Raw genomic sequence first — 24,378 nt, forward strand, 5'->3', positions numbered from 1 at the left:
CGTAACCACCAACATCGTTTAGAATTGGTTTTTTTACCACCTTACAGCCCTGAGTTAAATCTCATTGAAAGGTTATGGAAATGGCTCAAATCAGACGTAATTAATAACCTTTTTTATTCCTCTGTTAAAGAGATTCGAAGAAATGTGCAAGCTTTTATTCGTGAGTTAAATGACTCACCTAGAAAAGTTATTGATCGATTGTGCATTCGATTGTAAAAGATAAATTCAACTTATATACTTTTATTTTTCAAAAAAGTATTGCATTATGAAAGCCTTTTTATTAAAATAAATTTATGCAAACGGTTGCACCATTTATATTCGTTTCAGCTATAAAATAACTGTAAACGCACACAACATATTGAAAGCCCATACAACGGGGAGGGGAAATAGTCATGAAGAAATTCTTTTCATTTGATTTTTGGCAGAAGTTTGGTAAAGCCTTACTGGTTGTTGTAGCTGTTATGCCAGCTGCAGGTATTATGATTTCACTTGGAAAGCTAGTTGGTATGACTGGTGGAGAAATGGCACTTGTGCAAACGATTGCCCGAGTGATGGAAGATATAGGTTGGGGTATTATTACAAACCTCCATATCTTGTTTGCGGTAGCGATTGGAGGATCTTGGGCAAAAGAACGTGCGGGTGGAGCATTCGCTGCACTAATCGCTTTTGTGTTGATTAACCGTATTACTGGTGCAATCTTCGGGGTTAACGCCGATATGCTAGCAGATCCTGAAGCAAAAATTACGTCTCTATTCGGACAAGAACTTGTTGTAAAAGATTACTTCACATCAATTTTAGGTGCTCCTGCTTTAAACATGGGCGTATTCGTTGGTATCATTGCCGGTTTCCTTGGAGCCAACTTATTTAACAAGTATTACAACTACGATAAATTACCTGAAGCTTTATCATTCTTTAACGGTAAACGCTTTGTACCTTTTGTTGTTATTGGTGGATCAATTGTTACAGCAATTATTTTATCGATTGTATGGCCATTCATCCAAGGTGCTTTAAACAGCTTTGGTCAGTGGATTGCAACATCTCGTGACACAGCACCAATCTTGGCTCCATTTATTTTTGGTGCATTAGAACGTCTATTATTACCTTTCGGTTTACATCATATGTTAACGGTTCCAATCAACTATACTGAACTTGGTGGAACGTATCAAATTTTAACAGGTTCTGGTGCTGGCTCAACAGTAGCTGGTCAAGATCCATTATGGTTAGCTTGGATTGCTGACTTAAATAACTTCCTAGCAGCTGGTGACACAGCTAGCTATCAACAATTGTTAAATGAAGTAACGCCAGCTCGCTTTAAAGTTGGTCAAATGATTCTATCTTGTGCTGCATTAATCGGTATTGCTTTTGCAATGTACCGCAACGTTGATGCAGATAAACGCAGAAAGTATAAATCAATGTTCTTCTCTGCTGCACTAGCTGTATTCCTAACTGGTGTTACAGAGCCAATCGAATTCATGTTCATGTTTGCTGCTCCAGTTCTTTATGTTGTATACGCAATCATGACAGGTATGGCCTTTGCCATTGTTGATATTATTGATGTCCGCGTTCACGCATTCGGTGTTATCGAATTGATTACACGTACGCCAATGATTGTTAAAGCAGGATTATGGTTAGATTTAGTAAACTTTATTATTGCGTGTCTTGTATTCTTCGGATTAAACTTTGCAGTAGCAAACTTTATGATTAAACGTTTCAACTTCCCTACTCCGGGACGTAACGGAAACTATATCGAAGATGAAGCTTCAACTAGCGGTACTTCAAACGTAAAAAATGATTCTCTAGCACCTGTTATTATTGAATTGTTAGGTGGTCAACAAAACATTGAAGATGTTGACGCTTGTATGACTCGCCTTCGTGTAACAGTAAAAGATACTAGCTCCGTGGCTACTGAGGCGGAATGGAAACAAAACGGAGCTCTAGGCTTAATCGTAAAAGATAAAGGTGTTCAAGCTATTTATGGTCCAAAAGCTGATGTTCTTAAATCTGATATTCAAGACTTACTAGGAGCGTGAAGATGAAATTACTCACTTTAAACTGCCATTCTTGGCAAGAAGAAAACCAGCTAGACAAGATTTCTTGTCTAGCTTCTGTAATTAAAGAGAAAGATTATGATGTAATTGCTCTACAAGAAGTTAGCCAGCATATGGAGGCTCCTTATGTGAATAAGCATATTAAATCTGATAATTATGGATATGTTCTGTTACAAGAATTGAAAAAGCTAGGTGTTCACGATTATGAGCTTGTATGGGACATGGCTCACATCGGGTATGAAGTTTACGAGGAAGGCTTGGCTATCTTAACAAAGCACCCTGTTGTTGAAGAGCACTCTTTCTTCGTTTCAAGAACATCTGACGTAAACGACTGGAAAACAAGAAGAGTTGTTGGAGCAACAATTTCTTATAACGACGAACTGCTATCATTTTACTCTTGTCATCTAGGTTGGTGGGAAGATGATAAAGAACCGTTTAAAGACCAGTTTGACTCTCTATGGACTTCCATAAAAAAAGACCATCCATTTTTCTTATTAGGTGACTTTAACAACAATGCCTTTATTCGAAATGAAGGATATGACTATATGAAAAAGCACCCTTTATACGACACCTATGACCTTGCTCTTGAAAAAGATGAAGGAATTACGGTCCAAGGTAAAATTGCTGGATGGGATGAAAACAAAGAAAAGCTTCGTATTGATTTAATCTTAACAAGTGACCCTTATAAGATAGCTAAATCCCACGTCATCTTTAATGGTACTAATAAACCTGTTGTTTCCGACCATTTTGGCGTAGAAGTAGCATTAACATAATCACGTTAAACAAAGCTGTTGAAGTCTAGACTTCAACAGCTTTTCACATGGAATGATAGTAAATGCACATGATAATAATATAAAGCTTTATTAAATCTTTGTTGATTGTATAATACTTTGACATTTAAAAATGTAAATATGCTATAATGTGTTGTTGTTAATACAAGAATTAATATTCCTTTTATTTACTTATCTAACATTTAATTCATGTGTCAACATAGCGAAAATACTAAAATCAAAGAAGATAGGTGCAGAATCAAAATGAAAATTTTGCTCATTTCTAATATGTATCCATCTAAAGATTTTCCAAGCTATGGTGTCTTTGTGAAAAATACTGAGCAGATATTACTTGATAATGGTGTTTCAGTAGACAAAGCTGTCATGACAAAACGAACAGGCAAACTCGGAAAGCTAGTTGGATATGCTTCGCATTATTTAAAAATAATAGCAAGTGGCTTAACAAAAAAGTATGACTACCTTTATGTGCATTATGCTTCTCACAATGCTCTACCCTTGCTTATTTTAAAGAAGTTAAATAAACGTGTGAAAATTGTAACAAACGTTCACGGTTCAGATGTCGTTCCCGAAGTCCCTTCACAAGAAAAGTTTCAGCCACGGGTAAAAGAACTGTTGCATCGTTCACATAAAATTATTGCTCCATCTCCTTACTATAAAGAACTAGTTCAAGAGAAGTATGGAGTGACAACGCCTATTTATATCTTTCCTAGCGGAGGCGTTAATTTTAAATTGTTTTATTCATTTTCTACTAAAGAAGAGGCTTATAAAGAGTTGAATTTAAATCCAAAGCAACGTTATATTGGCTGTGTAAGTCGCATTGATGTCGGTAAAGGATGGGAGTTTTATTTACAAGCCATCGCGCAGTTAGAAGCTGAAAGCCTTACGGATTATAAATACATTTATGTTGGTAGTGGAAAGGACGAGCCAAAGTTTAAACAGATGGTTCAAGAGTTGAATTTAGCAGATAAAATCATTCACTTTCCTTTGCTCCCACAATCCTCTTTAGCCTATGTCTATAATGTAATCGACGCATTTGTCTTTCCAACAATCCGTAAAGGAGAAAGCTTAGGTCTAGTAGGATTAGAAGCCATGGCCTGTGGAGCTCCTGTAATCGGTAGCCGTATCGGTGGACTCAAAGATTACATTATTGATGGTCAAAATGGCCTTTTCTTTGAACCTGGTCAGGCAGGAGAGCTGAAGGAGAAATTGCGCCTTTTTATGGAATCATCTGCGGAACAGAAGGAAAACATGTCATCACAAGCTGTGAAAACAGCTAAGTTATACAGTGTAGATGAGATTTCTCAGCAACTACCAACAATTTTCTTTAATGAGGTGTAAGAATGAAAATCGCAGTTTTAATTCCTTGTTACAACGAAGAAGTAACAATTGGAAAAGTAATTGATGACTTTAAGCAAGAGTTACCCGAAGCTGATATTTACGTCTATGATAACAATTCTAAAGACAAAACAAGTGAAATTGCATTAGCTCATGGAGCTATTGTTAAAAAAGAATTAAAGCAAGGAAAAGGAAACGTTGTTCGATCAATGTTCCAAGATATAGACGCTGATTGTTATGTAATGGTTGATGGTGATGACACGTACCCAGCTGAGTTTGTTCACCAGCTTATTGAACCTATTAGAAACAAAGAAGCAAATATGACTATTGGTGATCGTCTTTCAAACGGTACGTATTTTGAAGAAAATAAACGTCCGTTCCATAACTTTGGAAACAACCTAGTTCGTTCATTAATTAATAAGCTATATAAAAGTAACATTACCGATATCATGACAGGATACCGAGCTTACGACAAGCTATTTGTAAAATCAATCCCTGTCATGAGCCCTGGATTTGAAATTGAGACAGAAATGAGTTTACATGCCTTGGACAAACGCTTCCGTTTGAAAGAGATTCCTATTGATTATCGAGATCGTCCAGAGGGTAGTGAGTCAAAGCTAAACACCTTCTCTGATGGTTATAAAGTACTTAAAATGATTTTTACTCTATTCAAGGAGTACAAGCCGTTACAGTTCTTCTCACTTTGGACTTTATTATTCTTAGTTGCTGGATTAGCGGTAGGAACACCTGTTATTTATGAATTTTTCAAAACAGGCTTTATTACAAAAGTCCCTTCATCAATCCTAGCAACGGGCTTAATTCTGCTTGGTGTATTATCGTTTGTTTCCGGACTTATCCTAGATACAATTGCATCGTTAAACCGCAAACAATATGAACTAGAATTAAATAAGAAGATTGAACAAATAAGGGAGTAATTACCGTGAATAAAAAACCTATTCTTTATTTAATAGCGACTGCTTTTGCATTGATAGGTATTTTTATTGGAGCCCCTGACAGAGTAAGTTTTTCTTCTGTTTTTATGTTGTTAGTATTAGTAGGCATAAGCTCTATTTTTATTTATAAAAATAGAGCTTATGCTTCATTTACATCAATACAATGGCTCCTGATCATAGCAGTCAGCTTCATCATACAGTTTTCTTTATTAAGTAACTTGCATATGACAGCATCCACTATCTTCGACTTTATTCTTTATATTCTTGGAAGATGGGTGATTGCATTAGGGTTTGTAATTGCTTGTGCAACAACCTTTAAAGCACATTTTAATCCAGATTCGTCTGTTGATTATCCAAACAAATATAAATGGATTATTGGCATTTGTATTTTAGCTATGAGCGCCTTTTATTGGTTAGCCTTTTTCCCAGGTGGAATGACGCCCGATTCTCTGGCTCAGTGGGAACAAGCACATACTCGTGAATTTAATGACTGGCACCCGATCATGATCACTTGGTTAATTATGATACTAACTCAAATATGGGATCACCCTGGAATGATTACGATTGTTCAAATCTTAGTCGTGTCTAGTATTTATTTATACACGTTTCACTTTCTTATTAAAAAGCAAGTTCCACCTATTGTTTTAGGAATTCTAACATTACTCGTATTATTAATACCGAGTTTTTTAATCTTTTCCATTGTTATCTGGAAAGATATCCTATACAGCGCCTTTTTGCTATTTTTTACGGTAAATATTGCGAGAGTATATTTATCAAACGGAGCATTTATTCAGTCTAAATATGGAATCTTTATGCTTCTTTTATCATCTTTTGGTGTAGCCTTTTTTAGACATAATGGATTCCCTGTGTTCGTTATTACATTTTTATGTTTAATCGTATTGTTTAGAAAGTATTGGAAACGCTTGGTTCCGCTATTTTTAGTGATTTTTATTTTACAACGAATTATCACAGGCCCTGTGTTCAACTGGTTAGATGTTAAACCTTCTGATCCTAATGAAGCGTTATCGATTCCGACACAACAAATTGCCAACATTATTGTCAATGATGGAGAGATGTCTAAATCTGAGCGTGAATACTTTAACAACGTTCTCCCGATTGAACTTTGGAAAGAAAAATATAATCCATATAAAAGTGACCCAATTAAATTCACGTGGGAATATTACGACCGAGAGTTTATTTTTCAAGACCTTGGTTTATATTTTAAAAATTACATGAGCATTGTTATCAAGAATCCATATCTAGCAATGGAAGGATTTCTAAAACAAACGGCACTGGTATGGCAAACAACGCCATTTGAAGATGGATATACCGACACGTATGTAACCAACGTATACTACGGAAATAAATTTGGACTTGAAAATACCGTGGTTTCACCATTGATTACAAACACAGCAAAAGCATATTTGGAATTCTTTAAAAGCCCTTCTTTATTTTTCTTATGGAAGCCTGCTTTTTATCACTGTGTTATCTTATTATTTTCTCTTTTCTTCATTGCGAGAAAAGGAATCACGTCTTCCATTGTTTTATTTCCATGGCTATTAAATACGTTATCAGTTTTAGCAGCGTTACCTGCACAAGACTTCCGCTACTTACTAGCAAGCGTATTTGTCAGCTTCTTCTTTGTCGGATTAGCCTTTGTTAGAAAAGGTGAAGAAGAGAGGGGTCAGTTTTGACAAACAACGTACAGTACAATAGAAAATTAGGCATATTTTTAATTATCATTGCCTCCATGTTTACAGCCATTGGGCAGCTTCTCTGGAAGTTATCCAATGGTTCATTCAACATTATGTTAATAATTGGCTTCTTACTCTACGGATTTGGAGCTATTTTTATGATTTTAGCCTTTAAATATGAAAGAGTTTCACTTCTTCACCCTTTTTTAAGCTTAGGATATGTCATCAGTATTGCATTAGGTTTCTTTTTATTAAATGAAGCTGTTAGCTTTACGAAACTAATTGGTACAGCTGTTATTATTGTTGGGGTACTATTGGTAGGTGACCATGATGATTAGTATACCGATTTTACTTATTATGACACTTCTAGGTTCAGTTGGAGCTGTCTTTTTCAAACAGATCTCCACAGCTTTAAGCGCTAAAAACACGAAAATGGCTATTATCTACTTGATAGGTGGGGGCTCATTTTACGGAATATCAGCATTGTTAAACGTATATGTCTTAACCTTGCTGCCTTACTCTGTTGTCTTCCCGTTAACGTCCATTACCTATGTATGGACACTATTGTTTGGCTACTTTTTGTTAAAAGAAAAAGTAACCGTCAAACAAATGATTGGATGCGCTCTTATCATCATTGGTTGTTTTATTATTGCTAATAGCTAAACAGCATAAAGGCAGGAGTTTTAATTTATGAAAAGCTTAAAGATTGCAAGTATTTTATTACTTGTTTCAACCTTGTTTTTAAAGTTTTCCAGTATGATTCGAGATTTAGTAATCGCCAATTACTTTGGTACAAGCTATATCGTAGATGCCTATAACGCAGCGATGATTATTCCCAACGCATTTATTCTATTTATGCTCACGGGCATGAAAGATGCTTTTATCCCTAGCTATTTGCGCTACGAAAAAGAAGGAAAAGGGAAATCGCACCTTACAAACATTGTAAAGTCTACGTTTTTTATTTGCTTAGTCATCTCTATTTTAGGCTCGATAGCAGCATTCTTTTATTTTCCTGCTAGCTACCCTAACTTTTCTAAAGCAGCGATTGATATTGGTATCTATACCGCAATTTTATACTTTTTATCGCTTTCTTTAGTTGGGGTAAACGCGGTATATGAAGGTGTATTTGATGCTAACAGTCAATATTCCTTCTCTGTATTTTCTCAAACCGTTGTTGTCTTATTTACTATCTTAAGTACGATTTTACTCCAGGATGTAATGGGTGGATACGCTATTGCCTTAGGATATCTATTAGGAACTCTTGCTTCCTTTCTCATTAAAGTTGTGTACTTTAAACCAAAGAATCTGCTGCTATGGAAGCAGAAGATAGATAGAGAAGAAGTTAAAATCTTTTATAAAGTTTTTATTCCTGTGGGTGTTACCATCATGGTGGGACAAATTAACCTAACAGTTAACTTCTTTTTTGCAGGGTCATTTGGAGAAGGCGTTATTTCTTACTTGAACTATGCCTTTCGATTAGTTAGTATTCCCCAAGCAATCTTTGGTGTGACCGTTGCGACAATCATTTACCCACTCATTGTAAAAGCTCTGAACGATAAAAATGAAGAGCGGTTTAAAACAGGAATCGAAAAAGGGCTAACATTTATGCTGATGTTACTTGTTCCGACACTTGTGATTATGAGCTTTTATATGAAAGATATTGTTCAAATTGCTTATGAACGTGGTGCATTTGACGCTACATCTACCTTGAAAACTACTGATGCTTCTTATTATTATTTTGGATCGGTGTTCTTTTACTCACTACAAGCAATTTTAGCAAAAGGCTTCTATTCATTAGGAAAAGGCCACGTTATAATGCGTATCGGACTACTGTCAATCCTACTGAATATCATTTTTAACTTAACATTCACGAAGTTTTTAGGTTATCAAGGGCTTGCACTTTCAATGTCCGTTGTGGGGTTTTTCTATACTGCCATTGTGTTCGTTATGCTAAATCGTCTCATCAATGGCTTCCACTTCCGCTATTTACTAAAGGAAACAACAAAAATTTTAGTAGCTAGCATCCCCGTTATGGTCGCTATGTACATCCTGAAGGATATACAAGCTTTAAACGACCTGCATGTTCTGGGTCGATTTACGGTTGTATGCTTAGTGGGAGGTTTAGTATACTTAATATCGACGTTTATATTTAAAGTAGATGGCATTATGATGGTTTTACGTAAACGAAAACGTTAAATTCACTAAAACAGGAGATTACTATATGAAGAACACATACTGGTTATTTTTTCTGTTTGTTGGTTTTATTTCAATACAGCCAATTATTGATATGCTAACAACATACATGGTTTTAAATGTAGAAAGTCCTCTTTCAATCGGTGTTATTATCCGGTTCATGTATATGGTATTTGTGGGGATTATCTTACTGGTATTTTTCAAAAAGTCCAAGTGGGCCAGATATTCAATTCTTTATTTAATTGTCTTTGCACTATTCCTTGGTGTTAATATTTACTTTAATAGTCAATGGAAAGATCCTTACTATTTAGCTCAAGAAGTAAAGTTCTTTAATAAAGTTGTTTATATGAACGTAACGCTCTTAGGAGCTATTGTGGTTTTTACAATGTATCGCCAATCTGTAAATGTCTCAAAAGCTCTCAATAAAAACTTATTAACTGCTTCTCTTATTATCAGTATTGTGTTCATTGGCACCATGCTTACTGGTACAGCTTTAGAAAGTTATCAATACAATAAAACTGGTTTTAAAGGCTGGTTTTACGCTGCTAACGAACTTGGAGCAATCGTTGCTCTATTATTACCTTTAACACTTTTATTTGGCTTAAAGAAAACACAGTCGTTAAAGCAATTTTACTTTTGGATTCCGTTTATTTTACTTGCAGTATCTTCAATTATGATTGGAACAAAGGTAGGATTAGGAGCTGTTATTTTATCGTTAGGGGTTGCATTTGTTGTATTAGTACTTAAACTCTTTGCAACAAAACAACGTGCAGTAAAATCTAATTTAGTTATCTCAATTATTTTGTTGGTAGTAGTTGGAGTTACAACTCCTATCTCTCCTGCTTTCACAAACACATATGCGCATATCGATTTGCTAGAAAATAAAAAGAAAGAGCAGCAACCAGAGCAGTCAGAAGAAGATGGTGCTACTGATACTAAAAAGAAAAAGCGACAAAAGTTAGACAATAGCGATATTGAAAATCTTATTTTAAGTAGTCGCGAAGACTTTTTAGCTCACCATAAAGAGCAGTATGCAGAAGCTCCTATCGCCCGTAAGCTTGTCGGAATGGGCTATGCAGGAAATTACACAGAAGAACAGCAGCCAAAAATGATTGAAATGGACTTTTATGACCTTTTCTTCTCACTTGGAATTATTGGATTTATTCTGTGGATTTTACCTCTTCTAATAATTGCTCTATACGTAATAAAACGATTCATTCGTGAGCCTTCTCAGCTTTGGAATGAGTCATTTATGATGTATAGTACCTCTGTTGTTTTAGCATTAGGTATTGCATTTGTTGCAGGTCATGTCTTTACAGCTCCTGCTGTAACCATTTATTTTGCTGTAACAGCAGCTTATCTTGCTTGTATTCACTTTTATAAATCAAATGCGTTAGATTAGTTTCAAAGCCGTTAGAGGTCATCTGCCTTTAGCGGCTTTTATAGTCAATACAACTAATTTCCTCTTCTTTGTTTACCTTTGCTTAAGCTTCCCAAAACATTTTCCCTTCAAAAATGTTAATTTTATGTTAAGCTTGTAAAGCTACTATTTTTTTGGGGGAATGCTTTATGTATCAGCGCATCATTCAGTTTTTACCTACCTTTATCTTTTACTTATTCCTAACCATATTTTTATATGGAATAACCATAATTTCATTTACAGGTGACTACAATCTCGCTTTTGATTGGGCGCAGATTCACACCGCCTATTTTACGATACTTGTTAGCCTTATCGCTTTATTATTAAGCTTTCTAACGGTTTGGATACTTGTTAAAAAAGAACTAATTACTCAGGTTGCTAATTCTAGAGTTTACCATCTCATTTCTGCATTTTTATTTGCAACGTTTATTGGGTTGGTAGGTGCCCTTTTATTTCTCATTTATCATATTGATTTACATCAGCTTGGTAAATCGATTGAATGGATTCAAGAGTATACAGATCGCTATTTATTAAGCTCATTTATTCTTGGTTTACTAGCATTTGGAGTCATTTTGCTGACGGGGGAAGTCTATATTGGTAGTGGAATTTCAATTCTATTGTTTTTTATCCTTGCGTTAACGAACCACTACAAAAAGATTTTTAGAAACGAACCGCTCTTCCCGAATGATTTCATTCAAGTTACCCAATTAAAAGAGGTTATACCAATGATTCGAGAGTCTATCTCCCTTTCAACCACCATACTTGTGGTTATTAGCGTAATAGCCTTGTTCGTTCTATGGTTACGTTCACCTAAGTTAAAAATTGATTGGCGAATCCGTATTATACTCATTCTTCCAATCATGTTTATCTCAAAATCATTCCTGTTTTTTGAAGATACCTTTGCGGAAAAGTACTATGAAAAATATTCAGCCATTATGCCGTGGAATCAGCAAAATAATTATTATTATAACGGTCCCGTTATCGGCATGATTTCGAATATCAAGACAAATATTTTGGAAGAACCTGAGGGTTACTCTGAAAAACGCGTCACAGCTGCTGTCGAGAATATGAAAAAAGAAGTGAAGCCATTCAGTAGTGATTCTAAAGCAGACAAAAAACCAAACATTGTCTTTGTCATGAATGAATCTTTTTGGGACCCTACCAAGCTAGACCTTTCTTTTTCAAAAGATCCATTAGAGCACACAAAAGAACTAATGAAGAAGTACCCTTCTGGGTCCATGCTCAGCCCTGCATTTGGTGGCGAAACAGCTAACGTAGAGTTTGAAGCACTAACAAGTTATTCAATGAATACGTTTAACCCTGGTGGTTTGCCTTTTCAACACATTTTAAGCAAAAAAGAATATCCTTCGTTTGCTTCTTATCTAAATCAATTAGGCTACTATACGGAAGCAATGCATCCAAATAACGGCATTATGTACATGCGTCAAAATGTCTATCCAAACCTAGGATTTGAAAAAAGTTTATTTATTGATGAAATGGACTTTACGGAAAAAGATAACGAAGGATTTGTTTCGGACGATTCAGTTGTTAATCAAGTTTTAGATACGTTAAAAAAATCAGATAAGCCAGCTTTTATTCACGCCGTGACAATCGGAAATCACCTTCCATATCCAACTACAAAGTATAATGGTGAAAAAACAATATCTGTTGAAGGTGACAACTTATCTCCTGAAATGAAAAGCGAAATTGAAATTTATGCTGAAGGTATTAAGCAGTCCGATGACGCCCTGAAGAAATTAGAAACTGAAATACAAAAACTCGATGAACCTACACTTGTTGTATTTTGGGGAGATCATTTACCTGCTCTAGGAAAAAATCTTCAAGGCTATATAGAGGGTGGCTTTGGCAACACAGGCGAATTTCAAAAATCAAAAGAATTTTATGAAACACCACTCTTATTTATGGCGAACTTTAATTTAAACATGGAGCAAGAGTTAGGAACGATTAGTCCTATGTATTTTGCGCCAATGATTGTAGATGAATTAAACTATAAGCCAACTCTATTTTATAGCTATTTATCAAAAATGAAAGAACATATTCCAGCATTTCGTAAGCAAATTTATCTAAATGATGAAGGAGAAGTTGTTCATGACACCTCTTCTTTAAAGCGAGACGCTATTCAATATATGAAGCAATATCAACTATTAGAATTCGACACCTTATCCGGAAAGCAATATGGAAAAGAGTCATTATATAAATAAAAAAGGTCTCTCATCTCCATTGATTCGTTTCAATGAGGTTGGGGGACCTCTTTTCTTTATGGACGATATTTTGCTTTCACATTTAATTTCGACTGTCGAATAATTTGATTAACTACTTCCGAAAACACGATTCCAATGGCAATTGATCCTGAAATCATAAATGCTTTTGCAGCTAAGCTAATTGCTGTATTGTAATCATTTTCTACGAAGTTTCGCATGGCGTCATAGGCAATTCCCCCCGGCACGAGTGGGATAATACCTGCAACTGTAAAAATAATAATGGGCATGCGATATACCTTTGCATAAATTTGGCTAATAATTGCAATAAAAAACGCAGATGCTACTGTACTTGGTACTTCATCAATATTGTACATCGTCATCAGAAAGTAAATTAACCAGCCAATCATTCCAACAAAACCACACTTTAATAATGATTCACGTGGAACGTTAAAAATAATACCAAACGCAGCAGAAGCGATAAAGCTTGTAATAATTTGCTCAATGATTGTCATATGCAGCCCTCCTTCTTATAACAATGTAAATACAACTGCGATTCCAGCACCAATGGCAAAAGCCGTTAAGAAAGCCTCTGCACCTTTAGACAAACCCGATAACAAGTGTCCTGCCATTAGGTCCCTTACAGCATTGGTAATTAAAAGCCCTGGCACCAGAGGCATAACCGATCCAATAATAATTTTATCAAGTTCACTTCCAACACCGATTGTGACAAATAGCAGTGAAAGCGTACCAATGGTTAGCGAAGCAGTAAACTCGGCAAAGAATTTAATTGGAATAATACGATGGAAATAGACAAGTGCTAAAAAGCCAAGTCCTCCGGCTAACATAGCTGGAATGAAGTCTAACCATTGACCTTGAAACATGATTAAAAAACAGCCGCTTGAAATAGAAGCAGCCGCGAGCTGGACCCATAAAGGAAACGCAACGTTGGATTCTGCGATAGTTTCTAAAGCGTCATATGCTTCTTCTAATTGCAGTTGACCTTGACTGATTTGACGCGATACGCTGTTAACTAACGTTACTTTCTTTAAATCTGTTGTACGTTCAGAAATACGTATGAGCTTCGTTTTAGTGGGCTCACTCGTCTCCAGAGAAAACATAATTCCGGTTGGAGTTACATAGCTATGTGATGTTTTAATGCCAAATGAAGCAGCAATCCTCATCATTGTATCTTCTACTCGATATGTCTCTGCTCCACTTTCTAGCATAATTTTCCCTGCCAGTAAGCAGACGTCCATAATGTCATATCTATCTAATTTCTTTTCTTTCATCTTCTCACTCCAAACGTCTAAAGTCTGGTTTGTTTCTTACAGCATACAGTGTATAAGAAACAAAGGATGATACGCAATGCTTAATTAAAAAAAGTGTGGATTTCCCACACTTTTTTTCTTAACGGACTTTTTGCTTTTGAGATAAAAACAGCGTTCCTAGCTCTTTACCATTAATTAAATCGCGTAGGATAGCAGGGTCTTTACCGTTTGCTAAAACCACGTTAATCCCTTCTACCGTAGCACGCTTCGCAGCCGTTAATTTTGTTACCATTCCACCTGTTCCCACAGAAGTTCCACTACCTCCCGCAAACTCTTCTAGCTCAGGCGTGATTTTTTCAATGACTTTAATAAGCATCGAATTCTCATTTTTTGTTGGATCTGAGTCAAAGAAGCCATCAATATCTGATAAAATCACCAATAAATCAGCTTGAATAAGTACTGAAACGATAGCCGATAAATTATCGTTATCTCCAAAGCGTACAATATTCTCAATTTCGTCAATTGCTACGGTATCATTCTCATTAACAATTGGAATGACGCGGTCTTCAATCAACTTTTCAAATGTATTGACGACGTTATTTCGAACGTGTTCATCTTCAATAACGTCTTTGGTTAACAACACTTGCCCCACAATATGACTATATTCTCCGAAAAATTTACTATAAATATGCATTAATTCTGACTGTCCTACAGCGGCCGCTGCTTGCTTGTCGCGAATTAACGTTGGTCGATTTGCTAACTTTAATTTCTTGACTCCTACTTGCACTGCACCTGATGTAACCAATACCACTTCTTTACCCGAATTCATTAAATCAGACAAAACACGCGTTAATTTTTCAATGCGCCCTAAATGAATCTCTCCATTGTCGTATGTTAAAGTTGATGTCCCTACTTTGACAACGATACGTTTACAGCTATGTAATTGATCTCGATACCCCATGCTGTTCATTCCTCCAAAAGCTTATAATTTTAAAAAATTATAGCAGACTTCATCAGAAAAGTCTTATTCTTTTTGATTACTCGATAATTTCTGTTTTTGAAATTATTTCCTTTATACATGGTTTAGATAAGACGCATAGTAGGAATATAACTAGAAAACGGGTGTGAGAGGATGAGATGAATGGAACGTAATCACACAATGATTCAGTTTTTTGAATGGCATTTGCCAGCTGACCAAAATCATTGGAATCGTTTAAAGGAAGTAGCACCTGAGCTAAAGGAAGCCGGCATTGATGCTGTTTGGATTCCTCCAGTTACAAAGGCATCTTCACCTGATGACAATGGCTATAGCGTATACGACGTCTATGACCTAGGTGAATTTGAGCAAAAAGGAAGCACCGCTACAAAGTATGGAACAAAAGAGCAATTACACGAAGCAATTCAAGCGTGTCATGACCACGGAATCAGCGTGTATGTTGACATTGTCATGAACCACAAAGCAGGGGCTGATGAAACAGAGACCTTTCAGGTAATTGAAGTAGATGCTGATAATCGAACAAACGAAATATCTGAGCCTTTTGATATTGAAGGGTGGACAAAATTTACATTTAACGGTCGAAACAATAAGTACTCAGATTTCCAATGGAATTTTACACATTTTAATGGGACAGACTATGATGCTAAAGAAGATCGTTCTGGTATCTTTAAAATCCTTGGTGAAAATAAAAAGTGGAATGAAGAGGTGGATCAGGAATTTGGAAACTATGATTATCTCATGTATGCCAACATTGATTACGACCATCCCGATGTTAAGGGTGAAATGATTTCCTGGGGAAAATGGCTAGCAGAAACGTTAAATTGTGACGGCTACCGACTGGATGCCATTAAGCATATTAACTATAAATTTATCAAAGAATTTGTATCAGAAGTCGCTGCTGAGCAAGGAGAAGATTTTTATTTTATAGGCGAGTTTTGGCATCCTGACTTAAGAACAGCAGCAGATTTTTTAGATCGTGTTGAACACGGTATTGATATTTTCGACGTTCCTCTTCACTACAAGTTATATGAAGCTTCACAAAAAGGAAGAGATTTTGATTTACAAACAGTATTTGATGATACACTTGTCCAAATCCATCCATTAGATGTGGTTACCTTTGTAGATAATCATGATTCGCAGCCCAACGAGTCCCTTGAATCATGGATAGAAGACTGGTTTAAAGAATTAGCGTACGCCTTAATTTTACTTCGAAAAGATGGATACCCATGCATATTTTATGGGGATTTCTTCGGTATCTCTGGGGACAACCCTATGGATGCAAAAAAGGACATGCTCACAAAGCTTTTATCGGTGCGCTACCACAAAGCGTATGGAGACCAAGATGACTATTTCGATCATCCCAATACAATTGGCTGGGTTCGTCATGGAGACCCCTCTATTGAAGGCTCTGGCTGTGCTGTCATTCTTTCAAATGGAGATGAAGGAGATAAGCAAATGTTTGTAGGAAAAGAGCACGCTGGTAGTACTTGGATTGATATGCTTGAAAAACGAGACGATCAGGTTACAATTGATGAGAATGGCTATGGTTGTTTTACGGTTAATAGTCAAAGTGTATCCGTATGGATTAAACAATAGAAAAGAGTTTGGGACATAACAAAATGATTGCTTCTAAAACACGAACACTAGCTGTTCCCATCTCTTTGATTTGTCTCAACACGTTCGTTCCATTGCGCTACGGTCACTCGCTTTCCGCGGGGAGGAACCTGAGCTTCCTCGCTGCGCTGCGGGATCTCAGTTTTTCCTCTCTTTCCCGCAGGAGTCGAGTGTCCTACGCTCCATTCCACCCTGTTTCCAACATTGTTTTCACAATCAACCAAAAAAACCTGAACGATTAAAAGTTATGAACTCTCAACCGTTCAGGTATAGTAGAGGCTGAACTACTTATGTCTCAGTCTCTTTTTCACTTTTTCGCTTCATGCACTTTTAACTTCTTGCCTTTGATGCTTTTATTTTTTAATCCCTTCAATACAGATGGACCTTTACCGTTTAAAATCTCAACGTACGAATGATTATCTTGGATGGTAATAATCCCAATATCTTGAGCGGACATACCAGGCAATTTAGCAATAGTTCCCACAAAATCAACCGCACGAATTTTCTTTTTCTTACCGCCATTAAAATATAACTTCATAATATCTTGGTTAACTTTTTCACGCTTCTCTTCTCTTAGAACTACCGGTGCTTCCATTTTCTCTTGAAAAGCCGTTCTGTTAGCTTTTACTTCTTCAACAGATGGTGGGTTACTTAACTGAATATCAGCTTGGCTGTATTCACGAATTTCTTCTAAGAACTTTTGCTCATAAGACGTCATAAACGTAATGGCTTTTCCTGACTTACCAGCACGTCCTGTTCTACCCGTACGATGCACGTATTTTTCTTTTTCAAGTGGGAAATCAAAGTTAATGACAAGCGTAATATCTTCGACGTCAATTCCTCTAGCAGCAACGTCAGTGGCTACTAGATAGCGAAACTCACCGCGCTTAAAGTCATCCATTACTTCAAATCGATCTTCTTGAACCATCGCTCCGTGCAGTAAATCAGCAGAATAATCACGTTCGTCTAAGTACTGAAAAACTTCTTTTACTCGTTCTTGTGTTCGACAAAAGATGATGCAGCTATCTGGGTTTTCAGCAACCGTGACATCTGATAACAAGGAAAGCTTACTCCCTTCTTCCACTTCCATCACGTGATGTGTAATAAGCTGCGGTGCTTTTCCTACTGTTTCGATTTGGATACGCTCAGGATTAATCATATATTTCTTAGCTAAACCTTCAATATCAGCTGGAAACGTTGCAGAGAAAAGCATCGTAGTTCGACTAATCGGAAGCTTATCTAGAATCGCTGATACTTGATCAATAAAACCCATATTTAACATTTCGTCTGCTTCGTCTAATACAACATATTTTAAACATTCAACAGATAACGTGCCTTTTTCAATATGATCTAAGACGCGGCCAGGTGTCCCCACTACGATATGCGTTTTTTGTTTTAGCATAGTCTTTTGCTTCATAAAAGACTGTCGGCCGTAGATGGCCACGCTATTAACACGCTTATAGCGACCGATACTCTTCATTTCATCACTAACCTGTGCCGCTAATTCACGGGTAGGCGTCAGCACAAGTACTTGTGGCTTGTTTTCAAGCCAATCTACTTTTTCACATAGTGGAATGGCAAAGGAAGCTGTTTTTCCGCTTCCTGTTTGTGAGGTTACAATTACGTCTTTATCTTCTAATACTTTGGGAATAACACGCGCTTGAACTGGTGTTGGTTGGTTATATTCTAAGGCATCTATGGCCTTTATGATTGGATCACTAATTGCGTAATCAGTAAATGTTGAACTGGACATATGGTTCCTCGCTTTTTTATTATTTAACGTTCCTTGTTACATATAGAATTCACTTTATAAGCTTTTATTAGTATAAACGATTTATGAGAGAGAACAAACAATAAAAAAGCTTCGGCTACTTATGGCCGAAGCTTTTTCATATTCTTATTTACTTTTTTGGATTTGTTCCTAACTCTTCAACCTTCACACTTTCAAACGTAGCTGTACCACCAGAAGAAAATAGCGAAATGCCTTGGTCTTCAGCTAAGGGAAATACTAAATTGGTATGCACCACTTTCCCACAGTCTATAAACACTTCTACGCTTGTTTTATCAACGAGAACCGTAAGACGTGCATTTTTGTTATTACCACCAAAAGGCGCTTGGCTTTCTTGAAACTTTTTCTCTTCGTCTGGATTTTCTACAAACGCTCGATTTACGTAGGAATAGTTTTCAGAAATAGCTAATCCCACATCAATATGTCGAGACTTGTCCTCTGATTCACGTAAACGCAAACCAATATTTTCGCTGTCTTCCCAAGACACATCAGCTTCTATTCGGTACGTTTCTCCCTTCATATCCAGTGTGTTAGATTCATCTATTAATGTTATATCATTATATTTTTTCTCCGATTTTACAAGCTGTTTTAAATCAGCCACAGGCTGAGAGGCTAATGCGTAACCGTACTGTTCATCTTCTTGTAGCGTAATTTCTCGAACAATTGAATCCGTTCCATTAAATCCGTCGGCTTCCATGGTAGGAGTGTTGTCTGCATATGACCATTTGTTCATCCAAGCAAGTCCGTAACGCTTGTTTAACTTGTCGTCAGCCTGGCCATCTTCAAATGTAACGCCACCATACCAATCAAAACCGTAATCTAGCCACTGAGGCTCTTCATACTCTTTTTCAAAGTTCTCTCCATTAAAGTCACCGATCCAATAAGCATAGTTGTTTGGTTTATCGACTGCTTCACCATTTGCACTCATACCAAGCACCCACTTAACAGTGCCATTAGGGCCTCTCATTTGGAATAAATCTGGACACTCTAATACGCCATAATCCTCCGTTTGAAAGTCACCAGTGAACTTCCATTCTTTCAGATTCCCTGATTCATAAAATCCAATTTTAGAACCTTCTGCAAGCAGCATCACCCATTTATCACGTTCATCGTCCCATATAATTTTGGGATCGCGAAAATCTTCTATGCCAGGATTGGATAATACAGGTTCATCGCCAGCACTTTGAAACGTTTTTCCTTCATCTGTGCTATACCATAAATACTGCTCTTGCTTCCCTCCGTCTTCTGAAGGTTGCGTTACAACTGCGATAAACGCATCCTCTCCAAATCCAGCTGTATTGTTACGATCAACAACAACAGAACCTGACCATGGATCTCCATTTTTATTCGTGTACTTTGGAATTGCTACTCCTTCATCTTTCCAATGAACAAGGTCTTCCGAAGTTGCATGGCGCCATTCAGTTCCATTACCATCGGGATAATCCTTATTGTAAAGGTAATAGTAGTGATACTGTCCATTATAGAAAATCGGCTTTTGTGGATCATTTTTCCATTTATCAGGTGCCGTAAAATGGTAAGACGAGCGATAAGATGTTGATTCCACAGGTTTTTTTTCGCTCTTATCTTCTTTATTCATTTGATTCATCCATACATAAATGCTAGCGCCTATTATGATTGCTAAAATGATAACTAGCATAGTCCACCTTCTCTGTATTGAATTCAACCTGCCCATACTATCACCACGCTTCATTAAAAGTATTATGTCACCCAATGGTTTTACCCAATAAATAAAAAGAAAATGCCACTATCATGACATTTTCTTTTTCATTTCATATCAAAGATTATTTTTTCTTTTCATCATACGTGATTTGACCTTGTTCTAAAGTACCATTTTGGACAACTGAAGATTTGTTGCCTTTCATATCAAGTAAGAATGAAGGTGCAAACGTTGATTTCTTATCTTCAAAGAATCCGCGGTTTGTCATATAGCTTGTTACAACAAATTTGTCAGAGTCTTTTTGTGGAATCACGTAGTGTGCGTATGTCCATGTTACATCATTTGGATCTAAATCTTGATGCAATACAATACCTGTGTCATTCATTGGTTTATATGGACCTGTTAAAGAATTTGACACATAGCCAAGCATGTAAATATCTTTATCATCGACACCATCAGTCGTCATTTTAGAACCACGTGTGCTTGTAAATAAATAGAACTTGCCATCCTTTTTGAAGATATTGGGACGTTCAATTTCATCTGTTACTGTATTTGATACAATTAGTGGCTTCATTTCATTTTTCAACGTGTAGTCATCGTTAATTTCAACGATACCAATCGCACCGTTTGCAAGCTCTGCTTCATCTTTCTTATCACTATTGTCAAGGTTCTTAAACTCATCGCGGAAGAACTTCATACCGTTGCCGTAGTAAGCGCGATTATAAAGAGACTCTTCACCAGAATAACCATATTCAGTACCTGTGTTTGCTTCAAAAACTAAATATTTGCGACCTTTATCTTCAATGTAGTGAGGGTCACGTAGCGTATGGTTGTTCATAAAGTTACGATCTTCGAAAGCTTTGTTTACAGACTCATACGTTTTGCTGTCTCCACCTTCGTAGATTGATTTATGATCTTCAACACCGTCAACTTTCAGCGTGTTTTCTTGTTGTTCAGAAACATTAACCTGTGCTGTTGTAAGAGTTTGTTTACCGAATAATTTTTGGCTTTCATTAAAATCACCACGGTTTGTATAGAATAAGCGAATTTCACCGTCATCTGTGAATAATGCAGATCCTGACCATTCTTCTATTTGTCCTTTTAAGTGCTCGTCGTTTGCTTCGTACTTGTCATTATCGTCAAATACACGACCAGCATTTTTCCAAGCGTCAACGGAATTGTCTCCTGCTTTTTTATAGAACATGTAGATAAATGTATCGTTAGGGTTCTTAGGATCTCCAGCTAAACCAAATACAATGTGATAACCGTTATATTCCGCTACCGTACCGTCAGCATTTTGCAATGGCCATGTGTCCCATACGTCCATTTTGATTTTGTTTCCATTTTTATCTGTTTTAACAGCTGATTCTACATTTTTGATTGTTGATTCATCAAAGCCTGGTACCGTATAGCGCTTGTCACCATGTTGGTTTACCATGTTCTTCATTGCTTCACGCGTAATTTGTGAAGTACCGTACGTTTCTTTATAGGATTTTGCTTGTGCTTCATCTACACCTTTACCTTGAGCAGAAGCAGGTGTAAAGCTACCTCCTAATAAAATTGCTGCACTTAAGGATGCTACCGTTGCTTTTGACGCAAAATTACGAAAGTTCATCAAGTTTTCCTCCTAGTAGATAGTTTTTCATGCTTTGGCAAGACACGGACGATACTTCTTTGGCTTAAATTGGTTCCGGCTTGATTGATCGTTCGTTCCATACCTGATACATTAAGTATAAAAAACAATGCTTCGACTGAATACGGCATAAATTGATTGAGTTTTCGTCTTAAATTGATATGCATGACAAAAGAACGACAAAAGAAGCCCTTTCTCAAATTGAAAAAGGACTTCAATGATTATGGCTTGCTAGCTTCCCGTAAAACGTCATCTAACTGTCTAAGCGTTTCGCTTTGTGAAAGCTCTCGATTCAAGTATCTTTTTAGCGTACGACCTGCTTCTCGCTTAGCAGATGATGAATAAGCAAACCAATTGGAATTATAGGTTTCTTTCGTGTGGTAAACATTCAGTACTTCTTTACTAATGGGACCTATATCATTTACTTTTATATGTTTAAAAGCTGGAGCAAAGCTAAAGCGTTCAGTCATAAAACGCTGACCTTCACTTGATGACACCATCCAATTTAAGAATTTTTTGGCTTCTTGCTTTTTGATCGAAGATGATTTTTTATTCACAACCCAGTAGTTTGGAACACCTGTTAAAATTTTGCTGTTGGCTTTATCATTTAATGGAACTGGAAAAATACCAAACGACTTATCGAGAGCTTCCTCATCTAATAGCGGCTGTACCCAGCTTCCCTGCAGTATCATCGCTGCTTCTTCATTTGCTAACATCTCCACTTCAGTATAATAATCTGTTTTCGTTGCAGATTGATTTCCATATTGGAGAGTTAAGTCTAAGAATGATAACAAATCTTTTGCGATTACGTTTGTCGTAAAGCTTTCTTTCCCTTTTTTCAGCTGATGATTAAATTTTATTGGATCTTGCTGAATTGCAAAAGCAAGGCTAGTTAAGTGATAACCCAACTTCCACTCTTCGTAATAGCCGTTTGCAAAAGGCGTAACACCGATGTTTTTAAGCTTCTCTGCTGCCACTTTTAACTCTGAATACGTGCGAGGAATAGATTGAATACCAGCTTTTTGAAATAGCTCTCTATTATAAACAATTCCAAAACCTTCAATATCCATCGGCATGCCATATACTTTGTCTTCTACCGTAATTGGGTTTAACGTATCAGGATATGCTTTTTCAACCCAAGGCTGGCTACTCAAGTCTTCTAAATAATTAATCCATTCTTTTGTCGCATCATAGCCGATATTTGTAAAGATATCGGGCCCTTGACCTGCAGCAATTTGGGCAATGATATCAGAGAAATCATCCGATGCTCCACCCACCGTTTCGACATGGATTTTGACATTTGGGTTCTGTCTTTCATACTCCTGTACCATTTGTTCAAACTGCGTTGCAATTTCGACTTTAGGATTACGTATAGTTAAGACGACCTGTTCTGTTTCTTTATTTTCCGTTTCAGTTTGAGCGTTTGAAGAACCACAGCTTGTCAACACACTCAGTAAAAGAGAGACAAAAAACAGGTAGCATATTTTTTCTTTCATTTATTCACCCTTGCCTCTCTTAGCCTATATAGATGATTTTTCACTATCTCTTACATTGGCGTATAAAGCCCGGTATTCAAAAAGAGTTAAACCAACTACCTTCTTAAACAGCTTCGAGAAATACTTTTCATCCTGATAACCAAGCATTAACGAAATAGAATGAATGGTTTCAGCCGTTTCTAATAACCACTGTTTCGCTTGTCTTACTCTTAAATTTGTTACATATTTAGATAGCGTCATACCCGTTTCTTTTTTAAATTTCCTTGATATATGTTCTCTTGTTAAAAAAAACATTTTTGATAGTTTCTGGAGGCTAATATCTTCCATATAATAGTCTTCTACATATGCTACTATTTCTTGCATACGCTTCAGTGCTTCTAGCTCATCCACTTGACGAATTGCTCGATATTGATTGCCCTTTAGTGCTGTCAAAAGACCGTTAAACACCTCTGGAATTTGATTAAAGGAAGAGAATGAATCTTGAACCAAACGAATTGGAATTGAAATATTTTCACTTATCCACCGCTCTACATAAACCCATTGATGTTTTGCCGTTAGGACAATGTACAGATTCTCCTCACCCTGAAATGTAAAAGTTGCTCCCATATTCCGCGCTTGTAATTCATTTGAAAGCTCATTAATACAAGGATCAGGTTGATGTCCTTGATAAAAATATAGCAGTGTAAAATCTATGTCTTCCGCTTCTGGAATTATTGAATGTAAAAATGCTGTATCCGTTCCTTCATTTAAACATAAGGACGTCATTAGTTGACTGTGACGAAGTTTTTTAGCCTCGGCTAGTATTTCTTCGTTTTCTTCTTGTTCTGCCTCTAAAGAGTCTACTACTTTTGTTAACACTTGTTGAAAAGCTTCAGGGTCAATTGGTTTCAGCAAGTAATCAAAGCTATTTAATTGAATAGCTTTGCGCATAAATGTATAATCATCATACCCCGTAACAAGTATGACTTTTCCTGTATACGAATGTTGATTTAACCTTTCAATCAGCTGTAAACCACTCATTTTTGGCATTTTAATATCCGTAAAAATCACACCAGGCTTTTCTTTTTCAATTATCTCCAAAGCCTCTATGCCATTAGTAGCTTCTAACACTTCATTGATTCCTACGCTTTCCCATTCTCCTAGTTGGCGCATCACTTTACGAACATTTTTCTCGTCATCAACAATCAACGCTTTCACTATATTTACCTCCCTCAGCAGTCAAATCAATAGCTGTTTTATTCAAATTG

At 36.6% G+C, this 24,378-nt stretch carries 21 protein-coding genes; 12 read left to right on the forward strand and 9 right to left on the reverse strand.

Annotated elements, in window-relative coordinates:
* The 11 genes from AC1UFB_RS00665 to AC1UFB_RS00715 form a co-directional block, all read left to right on the forward strand.
* On the forward strand, positions 1–216 hold a 216-nt coding region (locus AC1UFB_RS00665; protein ID WP_482588286.1), incomplete at its 5' end, for a transposase.
* Positions 217–392: 176 nt separating this feature from the next.
* A complete protein-coding gene (locus AC1UFB_RS00670) occupies positions 393–2,030 on the forward strand; it encodes a PTS transporter subunit IIBC (protein ID WP_025910413.1) in 1,638 nt (545 codons plus the stop codon).
* A gap of 2 nt (positions 2,031–2,032) precedes the next feature.
* Positions 2,033–2,821, forward strand: coding sequence for an endonuclease/exonuclease/phosphatase family protein (locus AC1UFB_RS00675; protein WP_062687315.1), 789 nt, complete (start codon positions 2,033–2,035; stop codon positions 2,819–2,821).
* A gap of 261 nt (positions 2,822–3,082) precedes the next feature.
* Complete coding sequence (locus AC1UFB_RS00680) at positions 3,083–4,177, forward strand: glycosyltransferase (RefSeq protein WP_100346549.1); 1,095 nt, start codon at positions 3,083–3,085, stop codon at positions 4,175–4,177.
* 2 nt (positions 4,178–4,179) lie between these two features.
* Entirely contained in the window at positions 4,180–5,109 is a 930-nt protein-coding gene (locus tag AC1UFB_RS00685) for a glycosyltransferase family 2 protein (protein ID WP_025910415.1), read from the forward strand.
* Between the two features lie 5 nt (positions 5,110–5,114).
* Positions 5,115–6,821 carry a DUF6020 family protein gene (locus tag AC1UFB_RS00690; RefSeq protein ID WP_225002463.1) on the forward strand — a complete coding sequence of 569 codons (1,707 nt, stop codon included), beginning with the start codon at positions 5,115–5,117 and terminating at the stop codon, positions 6,819–6,821.
* The gene (locus AC1UFB_RS00695) at positions 6,818–7,159 is read left to right on the forward strand and encodes a DMT family transporter (RefSeq protein ID WP_025910418.1); all 342 of its coding nucleotides are present in this window, start codon (positions 6,818–6,820) and stop codon (positions 7,157–7,159) included. Before AC1UFB_RS00690 ends, AC1UFB_RS00695 begins: the two co-directional genes overlap by 4 nt.
* The gene (locus tag AC1UFB_RS00700) at positions 7,152–7,484 is read left to right on the forward strand and encodes an EamA family transporter (protein ID WP_025910419.1); all 333 of its coding nucleotides are present in this window, start codon (positions 7,152–7,154) and stop codon (positions 7,482–7,484) included. Before AC1UFB_RS00695 ends, AC1UFB_RS00700 begins: the two co-directional genes overlap by 8 nt.
* Before the next feature lie 27 nt (positions 7,485–7,511).
* The gene (gene murJ, locus AC1UFB_RS00705) at positions 7,512–9,017 is read left to right on the forward strand and encodes a murein biosynthesis integral membrane protein MurJ (protein ID WP_100346547.1); all 1,506 of its coding nucleotides are present in this window, start codon (positions 7,512–7,514) and stop codon (positions 9,015–9,017) included.
* Positions 9,018–9,042: 25 nt separating this feature from the next.
* Positions 9,043–10,416, forward strand: a complete 1,374-nt coding sequence (locus AC1UFB_RS00710) for an O-antigen ligase family protein (protein WP_061785888.1) — start codon at positions 9,043–9,045, stop codon at positions 10,414–10,416.
* Positions 10,417–10,583: 167 nt separating this feature from the next.
* Positions 10,584–12,656, forward strand: coding sequence for an alkaline phosphatase family protein (locus AC1UFB_RS00715; protein ID WP_100346546.1), 2,073 nt, complete (start codon positions 10,584–10,586; stop codon positions 12,654–12,656).
* Positions 12,657–12,712: 56 nt separating this feature from the next.
* On the opposite strand, the gene AC1UFB_RS00720 is transcribed toward AC1UFB_RS00715, so the two are convergent.
* The 3 genes from AC1UFB_RS00720 to proB form a co-directional block, all read right to left on the reverse strand.
* Positions 12,713–13,168, reverse strand: a complete 456-nt coding sequence (locus AC1UFB_RS00720) for a threonine/serine exporter family protein (RefSeq protein ID WP_025910424.1) — start codon at positions 13,166–13,168, stop codon at positions 12,713–12,715.
* A gap of 15 nt (positions 13,169–13,183) precedes the next feature.
* On the reverse strand, positions 13,184–13,945 hold the full coding sequence (locus tag AC1UFB_RS00725) for a threonine/serine exporter family protein (protein WP_025910425.1): 762 nt from the start codon (positions 13,943–13,945) through the stop codon (positions 13,184–13,186).
* A 118-nt stretch (positions 13,946–14,063) separates the two neighbouring features.
* Positions 14,064–14,885, reverse strand: a complete 822-nt coding sequence (gene proB, locus AC1UFB_RS00730; protein ID WP_025910426.1) for a glutamate 5-kinase — start codon at positions 14,883–14,885, stop codon at positions 14,064–14,066.
* 180 nt (positions 14,886–15,065) lie between these two features.
* Between proB and AC1UFB_RS00735 the strand changes: the two genes are divergently transcribed.
* Positions 15,066–16,517, forward strand: a complete 1,452-nt coding sequence (locus AC1UFB_RS00735) for an alpha-amylase (protein ID WP_100346545.1) — start codon at positions 15,066–15,068, stop codon at positions 16,515–16,517.
* Between the two features lie 47 nt (positions 16,518–16,564).
* On the opposite strand, the gene AC1UFB_RS00740 is transcribed toward AC1UFB_RS00735, so the two are convergent.
* From AC1UFB_RS00740 to AC1UFB_RS00765, 6 genes are all read right to left on the reverse strand, one after another.
* Positions 16,565–16,726, reverse strand: a complete 162-nt coding sequence (locus AC1UFB_RS00740; RefSeq protein WP_156413461.1) for a hypothetical protein — start codon at positions 16,724–16,726, stop codon at positions 16,565–16,567.
* A gap of 116 nt (positions 16,727–16,842) precedes the next feature.
* Entirely contained in the window at positions 16,843–18,288 is a 1,446-nt protein-coding gene (locus AC1UFB_RS00745) for a DEAD/DEAH box helicase (protein ID WP_482588291.1), read from the reverse strand.
* A 148-nt stretch (positions 18,289–18,436) separates the two neighbouring features.
* Positions 18,437–19,981, reverse strand: coding sequence for a glycoside hydrolase family 32 protein (locus tag AC1UFB_RS00750; RefSeq protein WP_100346543.1), 1,545 nt, complete (start codon positions 19,979–19,981; stop codon positions 18,437–18,439).
* Positions 19,982–20,126: 145 nt separating this feature from the next.
* Positions 20,127–21,617: a glycoside hydrolase family 68 protein gene (locus AC1UFB_RS00755; protein ID WP_100346542.1), complete on the reverse strand. Its 1,491-nt coding sequence runs from the start codon at positions 21,615–21,617 to the stop codon at positions 20,127–20,129.
* A 239-nt stretch (positions 21,618–21,856) separates the two neighbouring features.
* Entirely contained in the window at positions 21,857–23,131 is a 1,275-nt protein-coding gene (locus AC1UFB_RS00760) for an ABC transporter substrate-binding protein (RefSeq protein WP_482588292.1), read from the reverse strand.
* Between the two features lie 24 nt (positions 23,132–23,155).
* Positions 23,156–24,328 (reverse strand): response regulator, encoded by a 1,173-nt coding sequence (locus tag AC1UFB_RS00765; RefSeq protein WP_482588293.1) that lies wholly within the window; start codon positions 24,326–24,328, stop codon positions 23,156–23,158.
* Positions 24,329–24,378 lie beyond the last annotated feature (50 nt).

Source organism: Priestia sp. KCTC 13724 (assembly GCF_056820425.1).

Excerpts from the sequence above, each read along its gene's own strand:
- AC1UFB_RS00755 (WP_100346542.1), bottom strand. The coding sequence starts at position 21,617 with ATGAACTTTCGTAATTTTGCGTCAAAAGCAACGGTAGCATCCTTAAGT.
- proB (WP_025910426.1), bottom strand. The coding sequence starts at position 14,885 with ATGGGGTATCGAGATCAATTACATAGCTGTAAACGTATCGTTGTCAAA.
- AC1UFB_RS00745 (WP_482588291.1), bottom strand. The coding sequence starts at position 18,288 with ATGTCCAGTTCAACATTTACTGATTACGCAATTAGTGATCCAATCATA.
- AC1UFB_RS00675 (WP_062687315.1), top strand. The coding sequence starts at position 2,033 with ATGAAATTACTCACTTTAAACTGCCATTCTTGGCAAGAAGAAAACCAG.
- AC1UFB_RS00685 (WP_025910415.1), top strand. The coding sequence starts at position 4,180 with ATGAAAATCGCAGTTTTAATTCCTTGTTACAACGAAGAAGTAACAATT.
- AC1UFB_RS00710 (WP_061785888.1), top strand. The coding sequence starts at position 9,043 with ATGAAGAACACATACTGGTTATTTTTTCTGTTTGTTGGTTTTATTTCA.
- AC1UFB_RS00735 (WP_100346545.1), top strand. The coding sequence starts at position 15,066 with ATGGAACGTAATCACACAATGATTCAGTTTTTTGAATGGCATTTGCCA.
- AC1UFB_RS00680 (WP_100346549.1), top strand. The coding sequence starts at position 3,083 with ATGAAAATTTTGCTCATTTCTAATATGTATCCATCTAAAGATTTTCCA.
- AC1UFB_RS00725 (WP_025910425.1), bottom strand. The coding sequence starts at position 13,945 with ATGAAAGAAAAGAAATTAGATAGATATGACATTATGGACGTCTGCTTA.
- murJ (WP_100346547.1), top strand. The coding sequence starts at position 7,512 with ATGAAAAGCTTAAAGATTGCAAGTATTTTATTACTTGTTTCAACCTTG.
- AC1UFB_RS00720 (WP_025910424.1), bottom strand. The coding sequence starts at position 13,168 with ATGACAATCATTGAGCAAATTATTACAAGCTTTATCGCTTCTGCTGCG.
- AC1UFB_RS00760 (WP_482588292.1), bottom strand. The coding sequence starts at position 23,131 with ATGAAAGAAAAAATATGCTACCTGTTTTTTGTCTCTCTTTTACTGAGT.
- AC1UFB_RS00715 (WP_100346546.1), top strand. The coding sequence starts at position 10,584 with ATGTATCAGCGCATCATTCAGTTTTTACCTACCTTTATCTTTTACTTA.
- AC1UFB_RS00750 (WP_100346543.1), bottom strand. The coding sequence starts at position 19,981 with ATGCTAGTTATCATTTTAGCAATCATAATAGGCGCTAGCATTTATGTA.
- AC1UFB_RS00670 (WP_025910413.1), top strand. The coding sequence starts at position 393 with ATGAAGAAATTCTTTTCATTTGATTTTTGGCAGAAGTTTGGTAAAGCC.
- AC1UFB_RS00700 (WP_025910419.1), top strand. The coding sequence starts at position 7,152 with ATGATTAGTATACCGATTTTACTTATTATGACACTTCTAGGTTCAGTT.